The sequence below is a fragment of the Acinetobacter piscicola genome, from assembly GCF_015218165.1.
GTDB classification, from domain to species: Bacteria; Pseudomonadota; Gammaproteobacteria; order Pseudomonadales; family Moraxellaceae; genus Acinetobacter; species Acinetobacter piscicola_A.
The window spans coordinates 2,081,531-2,101,907 of record NZ_CP048659.1; the positions used below are offsets into that span (position 1 = coordinate 2,081,531).

Sequence of the window (20,377 nt, forward strand, 5' to 3'; positions counted from 1 at the left end):
TAAGATAATATTTTCTTAATATATTCAATATGATGATTTAGAATTCGCTTATAAAACATATACACATTAATCACGTGATCCTATACAGTGATTAGCAGAACTATCAATGTATCACACATAAATGCAAGCTCATTGTCATTACATTGTATACATAATAACAATACAATGTGCAAAAATTCTTCTAGAAAATCTTTATAAGTACCCTATTTTACTAAAAAATCTACATCACAAAGAGCAAGATATTGTCATTTTTTTGATTGAGTATATGCATCAATAGATTGATTGATTAAAAAAATTATAGATAGTGTTATTTATATTTAGACAAAGGAATAAATTATGATGAATGCTCCGCATTGTGTTCAACCACCTCGGGTAAAGCTTGTAGAAATAAAAATCCTAAAATGGTTGTACAACCTGCGATTATAAACACCCACTGACCTGACAATTGCTGCCAAAAATGTCCCGCCAACACACTGCCACTTGCTACCCCTAAACCCCACATCGTGCTATATAATGCCTGCCCTCGCCCTTGCTGCCCCAAACTAAAATTTTGGAAAATAATACGCATCGCAATCACATGAAAAAGACCAAAACTAAAAGCATGAAAAGTCTGTGCAATAAACTGTGCAACAAATAATTCAGGGAATAATCCCACCACAATAAAACGCAATCCAGTCATGATCAAACATAGACTGATCAAAAAACGCCACGAAAATTTATTAAGAAACAATGCCGAATAAGCGAACATGATAATTTCAGCAATCACACCAACTGACCATAACAATCCAATTTCTGTCGTGCTGAAACCTGACTGTTTTAAAAAATTGCTATAAAAACTATAAAATGGCGCTTGTGCGAACAGCATAATGAATTCGATACTAAAAAATGCAGCCACAACAGGTCGTTTTAAGATCAGCAATAAAGGCTCAAGCTGTGTTTGTGATTGAGGTGCATGACGCGGTTCTTTAATGGTAAAAGACCAAAGAAAAGCAGTAAATGAAATGCATAAAAGCATAATTGGCAACATTGAAATTGGAACAATTTCCAATAACAGACCAATACTAAAAACCCCAACAATAAAACCAACCGATCCCCATTTACGCACTTTACCGTACAATTCTGCTCTTTTTTCACCTAACCAAAATAAGGTAACACCTTCAAATTGTGCCAAAATCGCATTTTGAAAAAAGCTAAAAATCAGCATGAGTAAAGCTATTGATTGAAAATTATTGGGAATAATAAAAATCAGTAACCAAATGACAGCTTCCATCCATGTTGCAATACGGACTAAAAGCATACGTTTACCTGATTTATCTGCAATCCATCCCCAAATAAAAGGTGCAAAAAATCGGGTAATAATAGCGATGGAAGACAAAATTCCTATTTCATTAAAATCAAAGCCTTGATCTTGTAGGTATAAACTCCAATAAGGCATGAATGTACCAACAATCGAATAGTAGAAAAAATAAAAAGCACCAAGTTTGTGTTGGATTGGCATTGGTTGCATTCAGCTGTAAACCTTTGTATTTACAATTAATTATAAAAATAATAGTTGTATACATATGCACTTAAATGCATTGGATGTAATTCAAAAATCTATAAATCATAAAATTATTTAGTTTTCAGACTGATGAATACGCATACAAAAACAATCATTTTGGGAGAGTAGCCTTATTATAGTTAAAATATTTACTTTTATTCAAAATCAAATCTAAATTATGATCTATTATCTAAAACAATCTCTCACCGTGCAAGTGAAGAAAATACTTAAGGCCATAAAGCAAACTTTAAGCTATCTATACGGCAGTGAACTTGACCTCTCTGTCAAGACTAACAGCGGTACATTTCTAAGCTGCCTATACGGCAGTGAACACCAATAAATTTGATTGATATGTAAACCGTCTTTTCTAAGCTGCCTATACGGCAGTGAACAATCTTCACCAGTTGGAAATTTCTCACCACTTTTTCTAAGCTGCCTATACGGCAGTGAACTCGGCAGCGAATGCAGCACAGCGTCAGCAAGATTTCTAAGCTGCCTATACGGCAGTGAACCAGATTAAAGTTGAGTGTAGTTTTAAAGTTGATTTCTAAGCTGCCTATACGGCAGTGAACGATTAAAATGTTTGCATTATCTTTATTTGGGGTTTCTAAGCTGCCTATACGGCAGTGAACTTGCAAGGGTATTTAGATGCAGCAGATTCGGTTTTCTAAGCTGCCTATACGGCAGTGAACCCATGAATGTTGAATTATATACTTTTACTTATTTTCTAAGCTGCCTATACGGCAGTGAACAGTATCGTTGATATATAATAACCCTCAAAAGATTTCTAAGCTGCCTATACGGCAGTGAACGTGTACTGTCTTGATTGTCATATCATCCCCAATTTCTAAGCTGCCTATACGGCAGTGAACCTTCCCTTGCGTATTCAATATTTCCGCTTGGCTTTCTAAGCTGCCTATACGGCAGTGAACCCTGTTGCTGTGGTCGTTGTGGTTCAGGTTTATTTCTAAGCTGCCTATACGGCAGTGAACAACAGGAAAATGTAAATCGTTGGTTGCGTTATTTTCTAAGCTGCCTATACGGCAGTGAACAACAACAAAAAATAAAGGATTTGTTTTGATAATTTCTAAGCTGCCTATACGGCAGTGAACATCCCAAGTTATGCACATGACTCGGATGCGGGTTTCTAAGCTGCCTATACGGCAGTGAACGCGTTGCAGCATCGAAAGAAACAACTTTAGCATTTCTAAGCTGCCTATACGGCAGTGAACGATGGGTGAGAATTACATACGCACACGCAACATTTCTAAGCTGCCTATACGGCAGTGAACTTTTTTTACCCTTATAAAAATAACCATCAATTTTTCTAAGCTGCCTATACGGCAGTGAACAGTAATAATATAGCAAAAAAAAGAAGATATAACAGTGAGTTAAAACTTAAAATATCAAAATACCCAAGTTTTGAACCAGGTCTATAAATTATTGATTTTATTAACGTATTAAATATTCAAAAAATATTGGTTAAAATCTTCTCTTACCCAATAACTTAATTTAACAATCTATTATCATAAAAAATCATACATAGCTGTATTATTTTACATGATGAATCACTTCACTCTTTTGCTAAGCGTATAGGATGTTAGTGCACTCCTAACACCCATTTGATGCTCAACATGCCTCAATATACATTTTAAAAAATTATTCTTTAAATTTGATAATCTAAATTTGAGCGTAAATTATCCAAATAAGGTTGTATCTTGTGAGTAATCTCTAAACGATTTAAACTATCTGCAACCCAAAAATTTTTGATTTCATTCGTACATAATATCTGTAATCTTTCATATCTTGTAGGTTTGCTCGTCACTCTGTCTTTCGCTAAAAAATAATCCGATTTCTGATCTACTAACAGTTTACTTCCATGCCAACAACCACCTATACAGATATTCATCTTACACTCCAATTCATACTATTATTATCAATATATAATAATTTTTTTGATAAAAAAACCCACAACTTTGTGGAAAGATTGTGGGCATAAACTGAGAATATCTCGTTAATATATGATGATGGACTCAACGAACAAGCGCGACAGTTAAAAAACCAGCCACAAACTCATTAGAGGTATACCCACCTAAAAATTCTCAAGAACAACGATTCACAAAATAATAATATTTAATGTTTAGCTTTCATTATAATTCCTCTAAACATTTTAAAGTTATTCAAAAAATGAAAAACAACTTTTTAATCATCACGCTCTCTTGTCTATGTTTAATGGCTTGCTCAAAAAACAAGAAGCTGAGCCATCTGGCAATGAAGCCCAAGAAAACTCTATTCATGCAGCATCAAATAATCAGCTGGATACTTCACCCCCCCACAAGCCCAAACAACACCAATAACAACACAAAAAACCGAAACGATCTTAAACCCAGAAGCAAATACTGTTGACACAACACGGCAGATGGTTCGTGAAGCGAGTGTAAATTTTTCTGCCCAAGATGTTGTAAAAACGACACTTGTCATTGAACAGCTCGGTTTAAAAATGGGTGGTTTTATTGAACACAAAAATGTGAATTACACAGTATTAGAAGCAAAATCTCAAAATATTTCTGAGGGTAAAATCAAAATTTTTGAAAAAATCCGTCCTGAGGCAGATTTAATTATCAGAATCCCAAGTGAAAATGCAGCAACATTTGTGAATCAACTTTTACCACTGATGTATTTCTTCAATCAACAACAATACTCTGCAAAGCGTTATGAGTTAAAGCTTCTAGAAGAAAAAGTACAACAAAGCCAAATATCAACTACGGCACAATCAAATGCCCAACTGAATGAAATTTCTCGTTTAACCCAACTCGAAATACAAGACCGTATTCATTTTAGTACCATTCATCTAAACATTGATCAACCCACGATTGTACGTGAACGCATAGATGTCAATCTTAATGATATTGCTCAATTAAATGGTGATCATTTTGGGAATAGAATACGCTACGCAATTCAATTCGGTTGGCAATTCCTACTCGACTTTCTTATTCTTCTGATTTCAATTTGGCCATTATATCTTTTTATTTTGATAGGATTTTTCCTGTATAAAATTATTCAGCAATAAAATTGTAAAATAATCACAAGCTAAAATTAAATAGCAAGAACAAACAAATGATTAAAGCTCCATAGAAGAGCTTTAATCATTCTCATTTTAAGCAGAACAAGTCATGATTTGTTGGGCAGTCTGCATATTGTCATGCATTTCTAACAATAAATTTTGCGTTTTCTCCCAACCTAAACAGCCATCTGTCACAGACTGACCATAAATCATATCATCAGAAATTTTCTGTTGACCATCGACTAAATGACTTTCCAACATCACACCACGCACATGGCTTTCTTTACGCTCAGCAATAATTTGAGCTAAAACTTCTGGCTGCTTCAATGGATTTTTTGCACTATTACCATGACTACAATCAATCACCAATGCAGGTAAATTACCCTGATGGCGTTTACGAATTGCTTGTATTGAAGCTAAATCATAATTTGAGCCTGAGTTTGAGCCACGCAAAATTAAATGCGCCAAAGGATTACCTTGACTATCCAACACACAAGGTAAGCCATGTTGACCCATTCCCAAAAATTGATGTGAATGCATTGCAGATTGAATTGCATCTAAAGCAATCTGAATTGAACCATCTGTACCATTTTTAAATCCAATCGCGAAAGGCATATGACTCGAAATTTCACGATGAATCTGTGACTCACTTGTACGCGCGCCAATCGCACCCCAAGCCAGTAAATCATCAAAATATCCTGTCGCCATTGGACTTAAAATTTCACTGGCAATAGGCAATCCCATTTCAATAATATTTAAGAATAATTCTCGTGATTTTTCTAAACCTAATTGTAAATTTGAAGAACCATTTAACTGAGGGTCATACATATAACCTTTCCAACCTACTGTGGTTCTTGGTTTTTCAATATATGTACGCATAACAAGGAAAATTTGATCTGATACCAAGCTTTGTAAATGCTTTAATTTTTGTGCATATTCTAAAGCTGCAACAGGATCATGGATCGAACATGGTCCTGTAATCACCATTAAACGTGAATCTTGACCTGAAAGAATATTTTTAATTGTTTGACGCTGTTCTGCAATTTGCACAGCAAGAGAATGAGTTAATGGAAATTGTTGTTTTAATTGAATGGGTGTGCTGAGTTGTGTTTCTACTTTGGCTGTGTGTTGTAAAGCTTGGTTTAACATATTCATCATTTTTTCCTTTGGGACTTCAAGTCCAATCTTTTATTTGAGCTTATGGGGTCTATTCGATTGCAAAATACGTGTCATCGCGCGGCTAAAGTGAAACCAATAAAAGTAGCTAAAGTATGTATTGTTAAATGTGTTCATTGTATTCTCCAAAAATCTAAAATTAAATGCATAAAAAAACCTGATCGGGGTTGCCGATCAGGTATTAACTTTGAAGGGCAACTTTATGCCCAAACGTATTCAGGCAATTACTTAAAGAACTGCCAAAAATAATAAGATACGTTATTGATCAAAGGTTTAACTAACATTTTATTCACATAAAAAATCTGTATGAAATTAAAATACTCGTACTTACCTCATTTGACAAGTACTTTTTGAAAAATTAATTCATTTTTATTTGCAGCTTTTTGTTGCTCAACATCTTAACAACAGTAGATGCATCAATTGCACGACTAAATAAGAAACCTTGACCAAGGTTACACCCTACTTGTTTTAAACTTTCAAGCTGTTCTTCTGTTTCAATGCCCTCAGCAATAATATCTAATGATAAGATTGGACCGAGTTGAGAAATACCCTGCACAATGGCATGAATAGGTAATTCACTATTCATTCGATGCACAAAACCACAGTCAATTTTTAAACTATCTACAGGATAATCATGTAAATGAGTTAAAGATGAATGACCTGTCCCAAAATCATCCAATGCAATGCGAACACCCACTTGTTTCAATTTTTTGAGCGCACGCGCAACATAAATATAACCACGCTCTGCTAAAATATGTTCAGTAATTTCAATCTCTATCAAATGATATGGGACTTGGTATTTTTCAAGACGTTTCAATAAAATTTCAGCATAATTATCCCGCATGAATTCAACAGGTGAGGCATTAATGGAAACTGGAACAACGTCTAAACCAGATTGAATCCACTGCTCTATATCACTAAAAACTTTAACATGCATTGTTTCAGCAATTTTTGTCGCGAGCTCATAATCATTAAACGCTTCAGCCACAGAACTAGGAAATTGAATCCCTAATTCTGGATGTTCCCAACGCAATAATGCTTCAAAACCAATGATTTTTCCTGTTTGCAGATTTACTTTAGGTTGATAATAGGGGTGGATGCTATTGTCACGAACAATTTGACGGGCTGTTTCTAATTGAGCTGCTTTTTGGATGGTAATGTCTAACATTTCTTGATTAAAGAAACGTACCCCTCCGCGGCCACCTTCTTTTAGGCTATTTAAAGCAGTATCCGCAAATTTTAAGAGATTTGAACTATCTTTCGCATCATCTGGATATAAAGCGCCCCCAATACTCATGCCACCATTAATTAACTTACCCAAATAAGTAATAGGTTGATCTAACTGTTTTAAAACATTTTGTGCTGCTCTCTTAAAATGTTCAATATCTTTTAAATCATTCACTACAACAGCAAATTCATCACCACCTAAGCGTGCGACGTAGGTATTTTCATCACAACTACGATTTAAACGCTTAGATAAAATACGTAACAAATGATCCCCCGCAGGATGACCAAGCGTATCATTAATATGTTTAAAGTGATCTAGGTCAATCAGCATTAAACCTATTTTTTGTTTATTTCTTTTCGCTTTGATTAGAGATTTTTTGAGATTTTGCTTAAAAGAACGACGATTCATTAAACCTGTTAATTCATCAAGCTCACTACTGATCCGTAATTTATTCTCGGCAATACGCTGTAAAGTGATATCTCGAGAAACACATAAAATACTTGTGGTTTGACCTTCATCATTCACAACAGGCGTTAAAATATTATCCCAATATTGACGTGCATCACCTTCACCACTCATGCCTGCAAAACGTGCATTTTTACCTTTTGCAGCCGAAGTAATGGCAATTTGTCCTTTATCTCGTACTTCTGGAGGTAAAAGGCTGAGCCATTCCATATCAAATTTTTTGACTTTTTCTTGCCCTAATAATGCAATACAGCCAGAACGATTCATATGTGAAACTGTACCATTTGGGCGTACAATCTTAATACAATCAACACTCACATCGAGCATATCGGTATGCGCACGCAAAGTATCTGCCGTTTCACGTAGCATCAGTGCTCGTTCATGAATATTAGTACAAGTAATCGTCCAATCAAACTCTCGCCCATTGCCAATATGGCTTTGCGCTACAAATAAAAACCAGTGGTATTGATCATTAACATCACGAATACGACATTCTTTTTCAAATTTTCGTCCAGTTTTTTGAGCATTATTCCACAAATTATATAAATGCTCAGCATCTTCTTGATAAACGAATTTCAACCACTCACAATCCTGTAGGGATTGCTCTGCACCTAAATATTCTCTCAGTGCAGTGTTACCATAGACCGCATCGCCTCGTTTAATCCAAACAAGATGAGGCAATAAATCTAATGTCAGTTTAACTTCATCACTAATTACTGTTTTTGCAGGAACAATCGTTGTTTTAGACGTATCCGTCTGACCCATTTGTGTATCATGAAGCAAATCTAATCGAGTCATATCCGATCCTTTTTGCAAAAACTAAATTGATATATTTACTAACATTTCATCTTACAACGTCTAGCTAAAAGCTAAACATTTAAGCATGACTTATACTATCTTTTCCAATATAAGCTTCAAAACCTTAAACTTTGATTTATAAAAAATAATTTAAAGTTTTAAATTACCTAAATTTTAGTTTTAAAAAGATGCTTAATCAACCTTCAGGATAAAATGATTTGTAAAATTTGTACAATACAAGAAGTTAAGCCTTTGGATAGAATTAACTTTCTCACCCAATACGAAGTAAATAATAATGTGAAATATACCACATTTATTTAAAATAAAATGATATTTTCTACACTATATAAAAAATATAAGTATTATCCTTTCAAAACATTAATATCATTATATTTTTTTATAAACAATATAAACTTAACTTTACATAAAATATTATTGTTTACGTTAAGTTAAGTTTAATCAAAAAACATCATCTATTATTTTTTTTAAATAATTCTAATTTTTAATTTAAATAATGCTGAATTAAATAATTCACTTTTTCAGGTTGTTCTGCATGTAACCAATGTCCAGCATTTTCTACAGTTTGAATTTCCACACTTTCAAATTGAGAATCAATTGCATCTATATGCAAAGATTTTCCGATATACGGCGATGCCTGACCGCGTATAAATAGCGTTGGTTTTGTCCATTGTGGAATGTCTTTCCATGACAAAATATCTTGGTAATGTGCATATAAGGCATCAACATTAAACAACCATTGCCCTTTATTGAATGATTTTAAAAGGAATTGAATGACCATTTCTTCTTTCAAAAATTCACGCATAATTTCTGTCGCCTCTTTGCGACTCTGAATAGCGGCATTTTTAACGGCAAATAAAGCTTTAAAAATTTGATCATGATGATTTTCTTGATAGGCAAATGGTGCAATATCTAAAATCACCAACTGTTCTAAACGTTCGGCGGCAAGCTCTGTCAGTTTCATTGCCACTTTTCCGCCCATGCTATGACCAATGACAGAAAACTGCTGAATATTTAAATGATCTAAGCTTTCTAAAATATCTTGTGCCATCACTTGGTAGTTCATTTCACTCGAATGGGGTGATTGACCATGATTACGCACATCAATTTGCAAGACAGGATGTGTGGCATACAAAGCACGTGCAATTCCACCTAAGTTGCTCAAACTGCCAAACAAACCATGAATAAGCACAAGCGGCGTACGTTGCTGATCATCTTCAGGTTGATGCCATTGATAATTTAATAACATAGGAATTCCAAATATTTGCAAAATTAGACCGCTATTATGATCGGAATATCGCTGAACTTGAACAATATTTTATTGTATCTATAGCGTAATGTTCCTGTCTAAATAAAGTGATTGAAAGAAGAATATAGCTTTAATTTATATTTTTGCTATAAAAGCATAAAATTTACTCGCGATATAAACTAAAGTTGAATCATTTATAAGAATTTATCTTCAATCCTGAGTTGAGTCAGTCAAAATTTCGCTTATATTATCTAAACACAATAACTTTGTTTGATTTAGGAATTTTCACCATGTTTCAACACGTCGATTCTTATGCAGGTGATCCAATTCTTTCGTTGATGGAAGAGTATACTAAGGATGCACGTACTCAAAAAGTAAATTTGAGTATCGGTTTATATTATAATGAGGACAATATTGTTCCTCAGCTTGAAGCGGTTAAAACTGCACTTAAAAATATTGAACCTTTAAATGATAAAGTAAAACTTTACTTACCAATGGATGGTTCTAAAACTTATAATCAAGCAACACAAGCACTTGTATTTGGCGAAAATTCACAAGCACGTAAAGACGGTCGTGTTGTGACGATTCAAACTTTAGGTGGCTCAGGTGCGCTTAAAGTCGGTGCAGATTTCTTAAAAAAATACTTTCCTGAATCTGATATCTGGGTGAGCCAACCGACTTGGGAAAACCATATCGCTATTTTTAATGGTGCAGGTGTAAACTCTCATTTCTATCGCTATTTTGATGCTGCAACCAATGGTGTCAACATTGAAGCAATGCTCGAAGATTTAAATCAAATTCCAGCAAAAGGCATCGTTTTGCTGCACCCATGCTGTCATAATCCAACAGGCGCAGATTTAACCCCTGCACAATGGGATCGTGTGATTGAAGTATTAAAAGCACGTGATCTCATTCCATTCTTGGATATTGCATATCAAGGTTTTGGTCAAGGTTTAGAAGAAGATGCCTATGCAATTCGTGCCTTAGACCAATCTGGTATGAACTTTATTGTGAGTAACTCTTTTTCTAAAATTTTCTCATTGTATGGTGAACGTGTTGGTGGCTTAAGCTTCGTTTGTGATGATGCAGAAACTGCACAGAAAGTTTTGGGTCAATTAAAAGCAACTGTACGTCGTATCTATTCAAGCCCAGCAACAACAGGCGCTTTGATTGTAGATAATGTATTGCACGATGAAGCTTTGGCTGCAAACTGGAAAGCTGAACTACAAGAAATGCGTGAACGTATTATCAAAATGCGTGAGCTATTAAAGGCAAAACTTGAAGCAGCATTGCCTGAACGTGATTTTAGCTATCTTGTGAAACAACAAGGTATGTTCAGCTACACAGGTTTAACTGCTGAACAAGTGGATACATTAAAAGATCAATACGGTATTTATTTAGTACGTAGCGGTCGTATGTGTGCGGCAGGTCTAAACTTAAATAATATTGACACAGTTGCAAACGCATTTGCTGCAGTCATTAAAGCAACAGCTTAATTTTTACATCAGATCAAAAAACCCAAGTTCACTTGGGTTTTTTACGTCAACGATAATTTTTCTACTTAACCACAGCTCGCTTGCAGAATTTTTTTCGTATTTGGATCAATCACCAAGGTTAAACGCTCTGAACGAAAATCCATTGTCATCGGTTGCTGAGGTGCAACACGACGAATACTTTGCGCTTTAGTTTGTTGCTTTAACTGAGCATCGTCTGTAGCAACTTTCCCAATCAGTTTTTTAGCTTCATCTGCAACACATTGTGCTTGGTTTTGACGAAACAATGCCCACTCTTCTACTTTTTGCCCATCTTTCAAATAACAATAACCAACTTCGCCTTGTGCTTCTTTCACAATTTCAAGTTTGCCACCTTGCTCAACACAGTATTGACTTGCAGGATTTGACATCCCAATCAATGGTGCTGCTTCCTGTTGATTTTGAACGATAGAACATGCGCTTAATGAAGAAATAATTAAACCTAAAAATGCAATATTTTTCATAAATAATTTAAAGTCAAAATAAAGGCTCTAGACTAGCTAACTTATACAAATTTAATGTCAAATTCTTGCAAAATTAATATAAAAATGAGCAGAACTTTAGCTCTGCTCATTTTAAAGTTTTAACAATTGTGATTTGAAGTTTAAAAATGAATCACTGTACGAATTGACTTACCTTCATGCATTAAATCAAATGCTTCATTGATTTTGTCCAAGCTCATCGTATGTGTGACAAAAGGCTCCAATTGAATCTCACCTTTCATTGCATCTTCAACCATACCTGGCAATTGACTACGACCTTTAACCCCACCAAATGCAGTTCCCATCCATTTACGTCCTGTCACCAATTGGAATGGACGCGTTGAAATTTCTTGACCTGCACCCGCAACACCGATAATCACAGATTGCCCCCAACCGCGATGGGCACATTCAAGTGCTGAACGCATCACATTGGTATTACCAATACATTCAAATGAATGATCCACACCCCAACCTGTCATTTCTACAATCACTTGTTGAATAGGTTGATCATAATCTTTTGGGTTTAAGAAATCAGTTGCGCCAAACTCTTCAGCCAGTTTAAATTTCTCTGGGTTGGTATCTACAACAATAATACGCCCTGCTTTTGCTTGACGAGCACCTTGCACTACAGCCAAACCGATTCCACCCAAACCAAAGACTGCAACTGAGTCACCTTCTTGTACTTTCGCTGTATTGTGTACTGCACCAATACCTGTAGTTACACCACAACCGAGTAAACATACTTGCTCAGGATTTGCCTCAGGATTGATTTTTGCTAATGACACCTCTGCAACAACGGTATATTCACTAAAGGTTGAACATCCCATATAGTGATAAATTGGCTCGCCATTATATGAAAAACGTGTTGTACCATCAGGCATTACACCTTTACCTTGGGTTGCTCGGACGGCTGTACATAAGTTGGTTTTGCCTGATTTACAAAATAAACATTCACCACACTCTGCGGTATAAAGTGGAATAACATGATCACCCACCGCAACAGAGGTTACTCCTTCACCGACTTGCACCACAATGCCTGCACCTTCATGTCCCAGTACTGCGGGAAATACACCTTCTGGATCTTCACCAGATAAGGTAAATGCATCTGTATGGCACACACCTGTATGGGTAATTTTAACCAACACTTCACCTTTTTGTGGTGGAGCAACATCAATCTCCACAATTTCCAAAGGTTTTCCTGGCGCAAATGCCACCGCTGCACGTGATTTCATATAGCATCATCCTTCATGGGGTCGTTCTTTAACAGATTAGCTACAGTAACCTTTTTTCATTTAATGATTCAACCAATAACTAGTGTTATGATTTATAAAAATTTAACAATTTATTCAATAAGAATGAAATATTCACCATCTTTTATCGCCATCACGCTTAGCTTCACTTTTTTGTCAGGATGCAGTTTGCCTATGAATCAGTCTAAACCTACCAATGAACCTCAGATTCACAGTGAACACTGGCTGAATGGAGAGGATACTAAAACTCAGTTACAACGGGGTTTGACTGCTTATTTAGCAATGAGTGATGCATTCCAAAGTATTGCTGCTCGCATCCACCTGATTCGTCAAGCGAAATATAGTCTAGACTTACAGTATTACATTTGGGCTGATGATTTTATTGGCAATCTGATGCTACATGAATTACTTAAAGCGGCTGATCGTGGCGTAAAAGTTCGTGTGTTGATTGATGACCAAAATGGTACAAAAATAGACCCTCAATTAAAAGCATTAAGCACGCATCCCAATATTGAAATTAAACTCTATAATCCTTATAAATTTAGACACTTCAGAGTCTTAGATTATATTTTTCGTTTAAAACAAATTAATCATCGTATGCATAATAAGCTCATCATTGCCGATGGTATTATTGCAGTCACTGGTGGGCGTAATATTAGCAGCGAATATTTTGATGCCAGTGAATCCTTCCAGTTTACAGATATGGATATTTTATTTTTTGGTACAGCAGTACATGGTGCAAACACTGTATTTTCAAACTTTTGGAATAATGATTTAAGCTATCCAAATCAGCAATTTATTACTCAAGGCAATGCTAAAGATCTAGAAAAGTTAAGATTAGACTATCAAAAACTAGAACAAAAAGAACCTGAAACCGATACAAAAGTGGATACTGAACAACGAGAACTCGCAAATGAGCTGAAGCAAAATCGTATCAATTGGGCACGTGCTCATTTCCTTGCAGATTCACCTAAAAAAACCTTAGGACAAGCCCAAAATGGCGAATTAATTTCTCACCAAATTCGTCAACATTTAGGTGAACCAAAACAAGAAATGGACTTAATTTCAGCTTATTTTGTGCCAACGAAAATAGGTACACAATATTTAGCACAGTTCCCCAAGCAAGGTGAACCGTACCGGGTTTGTCGGAGACTTTTTATTTAAGTTAGGCCACGTGACCTAACGGGTTAATCTTATCATAGTACATTGCTTCAAACTCAAAAGGCGATACATAACCCAATGCGCTGTGTACACGCTTTTTGTTGAACCAATCTACCCAATTTAATGTCGCAAGTTGTACATCCGCTAAACCTTGCCAGTCTGCTTTTAAATATTCAATCACCTCTGTTTTGTATAAGCCATTCACTGTTTCAGCCAAAGCGTTATCGTATGAATCACCGGTCGTACCGACTGATGCTCGTAAATTTGCTGCTTCTAAACGATTGGTATAGCGAATGGAAAGATATTGAACCCCTCTGTCACTATGGTGAATCACATTCTTTGGCATGTCTCGAGCATGTAACGCTTGCTCAAGTGCATCGAGCACCATATCTGTATTCATCCGTGTCGATACTTTCCATCCAACAATTGCTCGTGAGAAGACATCAATAATAAATGCAGTATAAACCCAACCTGAATTTGTTTGAATATACGGGTGAGTAGACCAAGGGAATTTCACCCTTAGCCCCTCGCAGAACCGGACATGAACCTCTCAGCTCATCCGGCTCCCATTATCCAACCGATGGTAAACATCCCATTTTCCAGTGCACAAAGGCATTTGGAAAATCACGCGCAAGTCGCCCTAAGGCATATCTAGCCCGTCTTTTATGACGGGCCAAGTTTTTATACTTACGCCTCATCCAGCGTATAAGATAAGCATTCATGTGTTGCCAGATCGCTGACATTGCTGAACCATGGAATCGACCATAGTATTGCTGCCAACCTTGAAGAATTGGATTGAATATTGCAGATAAATCACTTAATTCGCGATTACACATCAGATGTAGATGCCATTTCCGAATAGTCTGTCGCATTGCTTTAAGTGCATCACGACTGACTGCAGGAGAGAAATTTACATAAACTCTTTTATACTTGTCCACAGCCTTACGGGGCCTAAACGTGTACCCGAGAAAAGTAAATTGAACATCGGGATATGCTTTACGACGATTAATATCTTGGCAATAAACAATCTTTGTCTTGTCTGGATGCAATTCGAGACCACATTCACGAAATCGTGCATCGATCTTTTGTAAAACAAGTTTGGCTTGAGATAAACTCCGACAATGAATTACGCCATCATCTGCATAACGGCAGAACCGTACACTTTGAAGATGTTTCGTAATCCACATATCAAAAGCATAATGCATAAATAAATTCGCCAATAAAGGACTCACAACACCACCTTGTGGTGTGCCGCGATTCCTTTCTAAAAGATGGCCATTTATGTGTTGCATTGGTGCTTTTAACCAACGTTGCACATATAAAAGAATCCATGGAATTTCACAGTGTTTCTTGAGTGCACGCATTAGTAAATCATGGTCGATGTTATCAAAGAGACCTTTGATATCAAATTCCACAACCCAGTCATAATCCCAACTTCGTCTCCTCACTATCGCAATTGCATCATGGGCAGAACGCCCCGGACGATATCCATATGAGTTTGGATGAAATAATGGATCAATTTTCGGCTCTAATAAGAGCTTAACTGCTGTTTGCGCGACTCGATCTGCAACTGTTGGAATACCTAGTATACGCACGCCACCTGACTTCTTTGGAATCGGAACAGCCTTAACTGGCGGTGGAAAATAACTGCCAGAACAAAGTCGATTCCATAGTTTGTATAGGTTGTTCTTTAAATGCTTTTCGAATTGCTCAATAGATTCATGATCAACGCCTGGAGCGCCACCATTCTCTTTGACTTTTTTAAATGCCTCCCAGATTAACGCTTTAGGAATGTTAAATGGTTTGGTCATAAAGTTTTGCTCCTCCTGCTTGCACAGTTGACAAATCCGTAGACCTGGATAATGCAACCCCTTCGCTCCATTACCATTACAGTAACTTCAACACTACTACGAGTTGCTCCGCCCCTTGGTGACGCATTGCTATTATCAGCCTTGCCTTTTGAGCTTGTGCCTTTCGCTTGACATCGCCACCGAAGGTTCCCGCAGTTCAACGTAAGAGCCTGAATTAGGATCGCGCTGCCTCTACGCCGGACACCGAATGGCCCGTAAGCAGGTAACGGCCAAACTGATCGCGGGGCAACATCCATCCCCGGTTTTGATGTCATTTGAGTACTTTCGACACTTGAACGGCAGTTCACTGGTGTTCGCCTTCCTAATTCTTACCTGACGCCTATACAACGCCTTTTCCATAACGCTCACGACCGGGACTTTTGATCCAAGCCGCTTATGGTGGTTTGCTACCTGCTCCTGCAAGCCGATAGCGAGGGGCCATACCCTCATCTCTTACGCCGCTTGCTGCGGCACACTGAAGTCAGCGACCCATAGCTGGTCAGGATGATCAGCACTAAAATTGCGTTTCACCAAGTCATCTGCTCGTTTTTGATCCTCTCGGCTACGGGTAGTTTGTTTATTCTTACCACGCCAAACACCTTGTATACCTAGTTTTTGCATCAATCGAGCAACTGTACAGCGAGCAATAACATAGCCTTCACGTTTCAATTTTTGCCAAACTTTACGCACACCATATCGACCTGAACTTTCCTTCCAAATTCGTTTAATTTGTTCAGCATGATGCAAGTCATGTAGATCTCGCTTTGCTCGATGTTCTGGGTTTTCAACGAAATCTAGTGTTCGATAATAGGTAGAAGCCGCGATCGGTAAAATCCTGCAAATCGCCTCAACACCATATAACGCCTTATTGTTATGGATGAAATCTACCATTATTTGTGTGGGCGGTCGAGCTCCGCCTGGGCGAAAAAAGCGGCTGCTTTACGTAGAATTTCGTTAGCACGTTGCAGTTCTTTATTTTCACGTTCGAGTTGTTTAATACGTTCTTGATCTGAAAGTTGCTGTACTTTAATTGGGTTTTGTTTATCTAAATATTTTTGATACCAAACACGTAGAGTTTCAGGAGTACAACCTATCTTGGGAGCAATAGCGGTGATCGCAGCCCAATTCGATGGATAATCTTTCTCGGATTCAATCAATAATTCAACCGCTCTTTCTCTGATTTCAGGGGTATATTTTACTTTTTTCATCGGGACATTCTCTCAGAAAGCTTGGTCTCCGACAAACCCGGTACGGTTCAAGGCGTTGATGTTCGCGTTTTGACCAACTCCTTTGTCGCCAATGATGTTGCACTAGTACATGCTTTTTATCAAAAATATCGTACAGATTTATTGAAAAGTGGTGTAAAACTCTATGAGTTTAAACCTTATATTGAGCGTAAAAATCGAACCTGGTATGAAGTGGTTACAGGCAATGTCATTCCTAAAAAAGGTAAAAACAAATCGAGTTTACATGCCAAATTTATTGATATAGACAATAAAGTTTTTATTGGTTCTTTTAATCTTGATCCTCGTTCTTTTAACTTAAATACTGAAGTTGGCTTAGTGGTTGAGTCAGATCAACTGCAAGAACAAGTGTCATTCTTACTTGACACCTATTTATTAAAAGTTGCTTATGAACTTAAACTCGACTCACAAGGCAAAATTAATTGGTATGACCACCAACCCGATGGCAGTATCAAAAAATACACTCAAGAACCTGAAACAACGCGTTTTCAGCGTGGTGTGATGCATAGTGTGTCGTATTTGCCAATTGAATGGATGATGTAACTTATTCATATATTTAAAGTTAGGCATCACAGTCAAGCTTTGCACTCAAACAAACATAAGCTTTCTTTTTGCATTACCAAGTCGATGTCTTTGAAACCTGCTGACTTTGAACGTGTTTTCGTGTAGACATATATAACCCATGATTTTACATCACATGTGATGTAAAATATGATTCCATACCAAATAAATGTTAATAGGTTTTAATAATTTTCTGACTTAACAATCAAAGTTTAAGGCATAAAATTTATGTCGAAATTCATGCATGGCTTCAGAAAAATCTAAAGTACTATAATGAATATTTTCACACTTTTTAATATATGAAGATCTATAGGGCTTGCAACGTCTTGTGTCGCCATCAAAATAAAATCCAATCAGTCAGTGATGTTTCTTTATACAGAAGAATAGTCAAATACTGTAAAGGTTTTACTCTCAACGATGCTTGGCATAAAATATGATTTTTCATTGTTTATTTTGTTATAAGTTTTCCTCCCATGCAATTTTTCGATTTAAGCCAAAAATTTAATCTTGATGATATTTTAGTCCCCCACCACACTTTAGATGAGTTAAAAATGCAGGAGTGGTTTTTAAGTAAAGTAAGAGTAGATCATGACTGTCTATCTACACATGATTTTCTCGAAGGTCAAGCTATTTTAAAGTCGAATAAAAACATAGAAATAGAACTAGAGTGGCAAATCATGGACACAGGTCACAGCTTACAGGTTCTGTTTAAAGGAATTGAAACTATTGTGTCTGAACAAACTTTGATTGTGGTCAAAGGTGCACATCTTGTTGACGCTACACAACGAAAAATCTCAACTCAAGCACTTAGTTTATGGATCGATGGTACACTGTTACCCCTATTGCCCAATATTCGTAGTGAAATTAAAGCCCGTTTAAATCTTTGGGATTATGTAGAATATACTGATTAAACAATGATATTCATTGAATATTCTTCATTTCCTCCATTGCATTTTCTAAAACATCAAATACTTTTTTATGCCCACATTGTGCAACATTAAAACGCATAAATTGTCCTGCATCAGGTAACTGACTAATGGCACCCTTAACTACTTTCCTCAAAGTTTTACAGGCATTAAAACTACTGAATTTTTAGCGCTCTTTTATGTTGCTATCTTTAGTATGTTAATCGGTTTTCTCTTTTGGTATAAAGGCTTAGCACTTGGGGGTATCGCAAAAATAGGGCAAATTCAATGATTACAGCCTTTGATTGGCTTAATGCTTTCAGCTTTTTTATTGGGCGAAAAAGTCACGATGAGCATGCTTATGGTCAGTTGTCTGGTCTTCATTTGTGTACTACTTGCAAAGAAATATGCTTAACTTTTTATCTAAAAAATGTAGTTATTTTTAATAAATATCATATGTAAAATAAAAGTCCAATAAGCCAAAATAGAGTTATACCTCGACTTATTGGAACTTTTTCAACTCATATCACTTCAAGTTAGAAGTTATACATTGCCACCGCATTTACACGATTATCTTCACCTGTTTTGCTGCCATTTGGTGCTGCACCAAATGCTTCACGCTCACCGTAAACATATTCAACACCAAAGCTGAGTGGCTTAACTGGACTATAAAAAACGTTACCCCATGCTTGCCATAAGTCTTTATTGGCTTTGGTTTTATCCGCAAGGGCATTGATATAACGGTCATTTTTATCCGCTTTCATATAACCATAAGCCAAAGTACCACGCAATTTTTCATTGAATTGTTGAGTAATACCTAGAGTAATAGAATCAAATTCATTGGTTTCAAGAATCTGATTATTCGCATCAGTCACAAAACCTTGGTTCGTCCATGACACGAAACTACTGTCACCATTGACATGGTAGTAGTCCGCCTTCAATGTTGTAGTTGGTGTTACATCATATTTTAAACCTACACCTACACCCCATGCTGTTTGCTCATCTGCTTTGGTACGTTTTTCAGTCACCATTGCACGTGCACCAAGCGATAGATTATCCACGATTTTATGGTTAAGTCGTGCTGTCAAAGCAGGTAAGCGCATATCTGAACTGCTATCTTTAGGGTCTTCTAAAGCATAGACAAAATTAGTATCCGCATTTAATTTTTGCGTATAACGAAGCTGTGGTGTACGTTTGACTGAACCACCGACAAAGCCAAGTGCATCAACGACTTCAGGCATAAAATCAACAGGTGCAAAGTTTGACCATGTCTGACCAATCAACCAATTTCCATAGGTTAAATAAGCATGACGAATACGTAATGTATCTAAAGACGAGCCACCTAAGAAGTCAACCTCAAGCTTACCACCTACATCCCCGACTTGGGTTGGTGTTTTAAAATCAAAACCTAAACGTGTCGCCGACAAGGTTGATTTCAGATTGTCGCTATTTTCATTAACGCCATCTAAAGCAACTGTACTGATTTGGTTATAGATTCGACTTGCTGGACCACCTTCTATTTGATATTGAAGATCCGCACGTACATTTCCATATACACTGATTTCAGCCCCACCTTTCGTCAACGCTAAACTCCCTCGTTGTGCAAGATGATCTTTCGCTGCATGTTGAGCTTTTTCTTCCTGATAGTTTTGCAGTTGTACCGCTTGCTGCTGTTGCTGTTGTGTTTGCTGATTTAACAGTTGGCGTAATTCATTAATCTCATTACGTAATTGTTCAATTTCAGGATTCACATCTTGTGCATGCGTTAGTGCAGTACTACATACGCCCATAGCCAATAGAAGCGTTTTTACTTTAAAAAATTTGTTATGAGTATTCATCCAAACCTCATTTCTT

At 36.6% G+C, this 20,377-nt stretch carries 14 protein-coding genes, 3 pseudogenes, 1 CRISPR repeat array and 1 other annotated feature; of the genes and pseudogenes, 5 read left to right on the forward strand and 12 right to left on the reverse strand.

Features of this window, described 5'->3' with window-relative positions; genetic code table 11:
- Nucleotides 1–334: 334 nt before the first annotated feature.
- On the reverse strand, nucleotides 335–1,507 hold the full coding sequence (locus G0028_RS10215) for an MFS transporter (protein WP_180046356.1): 1,173 nt from the start codon (nucleotides 1,505–1,507) through the stop codon (nucleotides 335–337).
- A 277-nt stretch (nucleotides 1,508–1,784) separates the two neighbouring features.
- A CRISPR array of direct repeats spans nucleotides 1,785–2,892; the repeat unit is 28 nt; unit sequence TTTCTAAGCTGCCTATACGGCAGTGAAC.
- A 314-nt stretch (nucleotides 2,893–3,206) separates the two neighbouring features.
- Nucleotides 3,207–3,449, reverse strand: coding sequence for a hypothetical protein (locus G0028_RS10220; RefSeq protein WP_180046354.1), 243 nt, complete (start codon nucleotides 3,447–3,449; stop codon nucleotides 3,207–3,209).
- 510 nt (nucleotides 3,450–3,959) lie between these two features.
- Here G0028_RS10220 and G0028_RS10225 point away from each other — a divergent pair.
- On the forward strand, nucleotides 3,960–4,610 hold the full coding sequence (locus G0028_RS10225) for a hypothetical protein (RefSeq protein ID WP_180046352.1): 651 nt from the start codon (nucleotides 3,960–3,962) through the stop codon (nucleotides 4,608–4,610).
- An 87-nt stretch (nucleotides 4,611–4,697) separates the two neighbouring features.
- Here the strand turns inward: G0028_RS10225 and G0028_RS10230 are convergent, their stop codons facing one another.
- The 3 genes from G0028_RS10230 to G0028_RS10240 all read right to left on the reverse strand — a co-directional run bounded on the left by G0028_RS10230 (nucleotide 4,698) and on the right by G0028_RS10240 (nucleotide 9,538).
- Nucleotides 4,698–5,759: a 3-deoxy-7-phosphoheptulonate synthase gene (locus G0028_RS10230; RefSeq protein ID WP_130073432.1), complete on the reverse strand. Its 1,062-nt coding sequence runs from the start codon at nucleotides 5,757–5,759 to the stop codon at nucleotides 4,698–4,700.
- Between the two features lie 379 nt (nucleotides 5,760–6,138).
- Complete coding sequence (locus G0028_RS10235; RefSeq protein ID WP_227554716.1) at nucleotides 6,139–8,271, reverse strand: bifunctional diguanylate cyclase/phosphodiesterase; 2,133 nt, start codon at nucleotides 8,269–8,271, stop codon at nucleotides 6,139–6,141.
- A gap of 502 nt (nucleotides 8,272–8,773) precedes the next feature.
- Complete coding sequence (locus tag G0028_RS10240; protein WP_180046350.1) at nucleotides 8,774–9,538, reverse strand: alpha/beta fold hydrolase; 765 nt, start codon at nucleotides 9,536–9,538, stop codon at nucleotides 8,774–8,776.
- A gap of 290 nt (nucleotides 9,539–9,828) precedes the next feature.
- Between G0028_RS10240 and G0028_RS10245 the strand changes: the two genes are divergently transcribed.
- A complete protein-coding gene (locus tag G0028_RS10245; RefSeq protein ID WP_180046347.1) occupies nucleotides 9,829–11,034 on the forward strand; it encodes an aromatic amino acid transaminase in 1,206 nt (401 codons plus the stop codon).
- Between the two features lie 65 nt (nucleotides 11,035–11,099).
- On the opposite strand, the gene G0028_RS10250 is transcribed toward G0028_RS10245, so the two are convergent.
- Both G0028_RS10250 and G0028_RS10255 read right to left on the reverse strand, forming a co-directional pair.
- A complete protein-coding gene (locus tag G0028_RS10250; RefSeq protein ID WP_180046345.1) occupies nucleotides 11,100–11,534 on the reverse strand; it encodes an I78 family peptidase inhibitor in 435 nt (144 codons plus the stop codon).
- A gap of 140 nt (nucleotides 11,535–11,674) precedes the next feature.
- Nucleotides 11,675–12,784 (reverse strand): S-(hydroxymethyl)glutathione dehydrogenase/class III alcohol dehydrogenase, encoded by a 1,110-nt coding sequence (locus G0028_RS10255; protein ID WP_130073428.1) that lies wholly within the window; start codon nucleotides 12,782–12,784, stop codon nucleotides 11,675–11,677.
- A gap of 192 nt (nucleotides 12,785–12,976) precedes the next feature.
- On the opposite strand from G0028_RS10255, the gene G0028_RS10260 reads away from it, so the two are divergent.
- Nucleotides 12,977–13,966 (forward strand): phospholipase D-like domain-containing protein, encoded by a 990-nt coding sequence (locus G0028_RS10260; protein ID WP_180046343.1) that lies wholly within the window; start codon nucleotides 12,977–12,979, stop codon nucleotides 13,964–13,966.
- Nucleotide 13,967: 1 nt separating this feature from the next.
- On the opposite strand, the pseudogene G0028_RS10265 reads toward G0028_RS10260, so the two are convergent.
- The 3 genes and pseudogenes from G0028_RS10265 to G0028_RS10275 form a co-directional block, all read right to left on the reverse strand.
- A pseudogene (locus tag G0028_RS10265) lies at nucleotides 13,968–14,453 on the reverse strand (IS3 family transposase); the annotation flags it as partial.
- A gap of 79 nt (nucleotides 14,454–14,532) precedes the next feature.
- The gene (ltrA, locus tag G0028_RS10270) at nucleotides 14,533–15,774 is read right to left on the reverse strand and encodes a group II intron reverse transcriptase/maturase (protein ID WP_004826931.1); all 1,242 of its coding nucleotides are present in this window, start codon (nucleotides 15,772–15,774) and stop codon (nucleotides 14,533–14,535) included.
- 504 nt (nucleotides 15,775–16,278) lie between these two features.
- Nucleotides 16,279–17,021: pseudogene (locus G0028_RS10275) on the reverse strand (IS3 family transposase); the annotation flags it as partial.
- Nucleotides 16,630–16,746, reverse strand: a sequence feature (AL1L pseudoknot). Its footprint overlaps the pseudogene before it by 117 nt.
- A 3-nt stretch (nucleotides 17,022–17,024) precedes the next feature.
- Between G0028_RS10275 and G0028_RS10280 the strand changes: the two are divergent.
- Nucleotides 17,025–17,600: pseudogene (locus tag G0028_RS10280) on the forward strand (phospholipase D-like domain-containing protein); the annotation flags it as partial.
- 491 nt (nucleotides 17,601–18,091) lie between these two features.
- On the forward strand, nucleotides 18,092–18,529 hold the full coding sequence (locus G0028_RS10285; RefSeq protein ID WP_130073426.1) for a hypothetical protein: 438 nt from the start codon (nucleotides 18,092–18,094) through the stop codon (nucleotides 18,527–18,529).
- Nucleotides 18,530–18,539: 10 nt separating this feature from the next.
- On the opposite strand, the gene G0028_RS10290 is transcribed toward G0028_RS10285, so the two are convergent.
- Together G0028_RS10290 and G0028_RS10295 are read right to left on the reverse strand one after the other, a co-directional pair.
- Nucleotides 18,540–18,680 carry a hypothetical protein gene (locus G0028_RS10290; protein WP_180047309.1) on the reverse strand — a complete coding sequence of 47 codons (141 nt, stop codon included), beginning with the start codon at nucleotides 18,678–18,680 and terminating at the stop codon, nucleotides 18,540–18,542.
- A 379-nt stretch (nucleotides 18,681–19,059) separates the two neighbouring features.
- Complete coding sequence (locus tag G0028_RS10295; protein ID WP_174492562.1) at nucleotides 19,060–20,361, reverse strand: DcaP family trimeric outer membrane transporter; 1,302 nt, start codon at nucleotides 20,359–20,361, stop codon at nucleotides 19,060–19,062.
- Nucleotides 20,362–20,377: the final 16 nt, after the last annotated feature.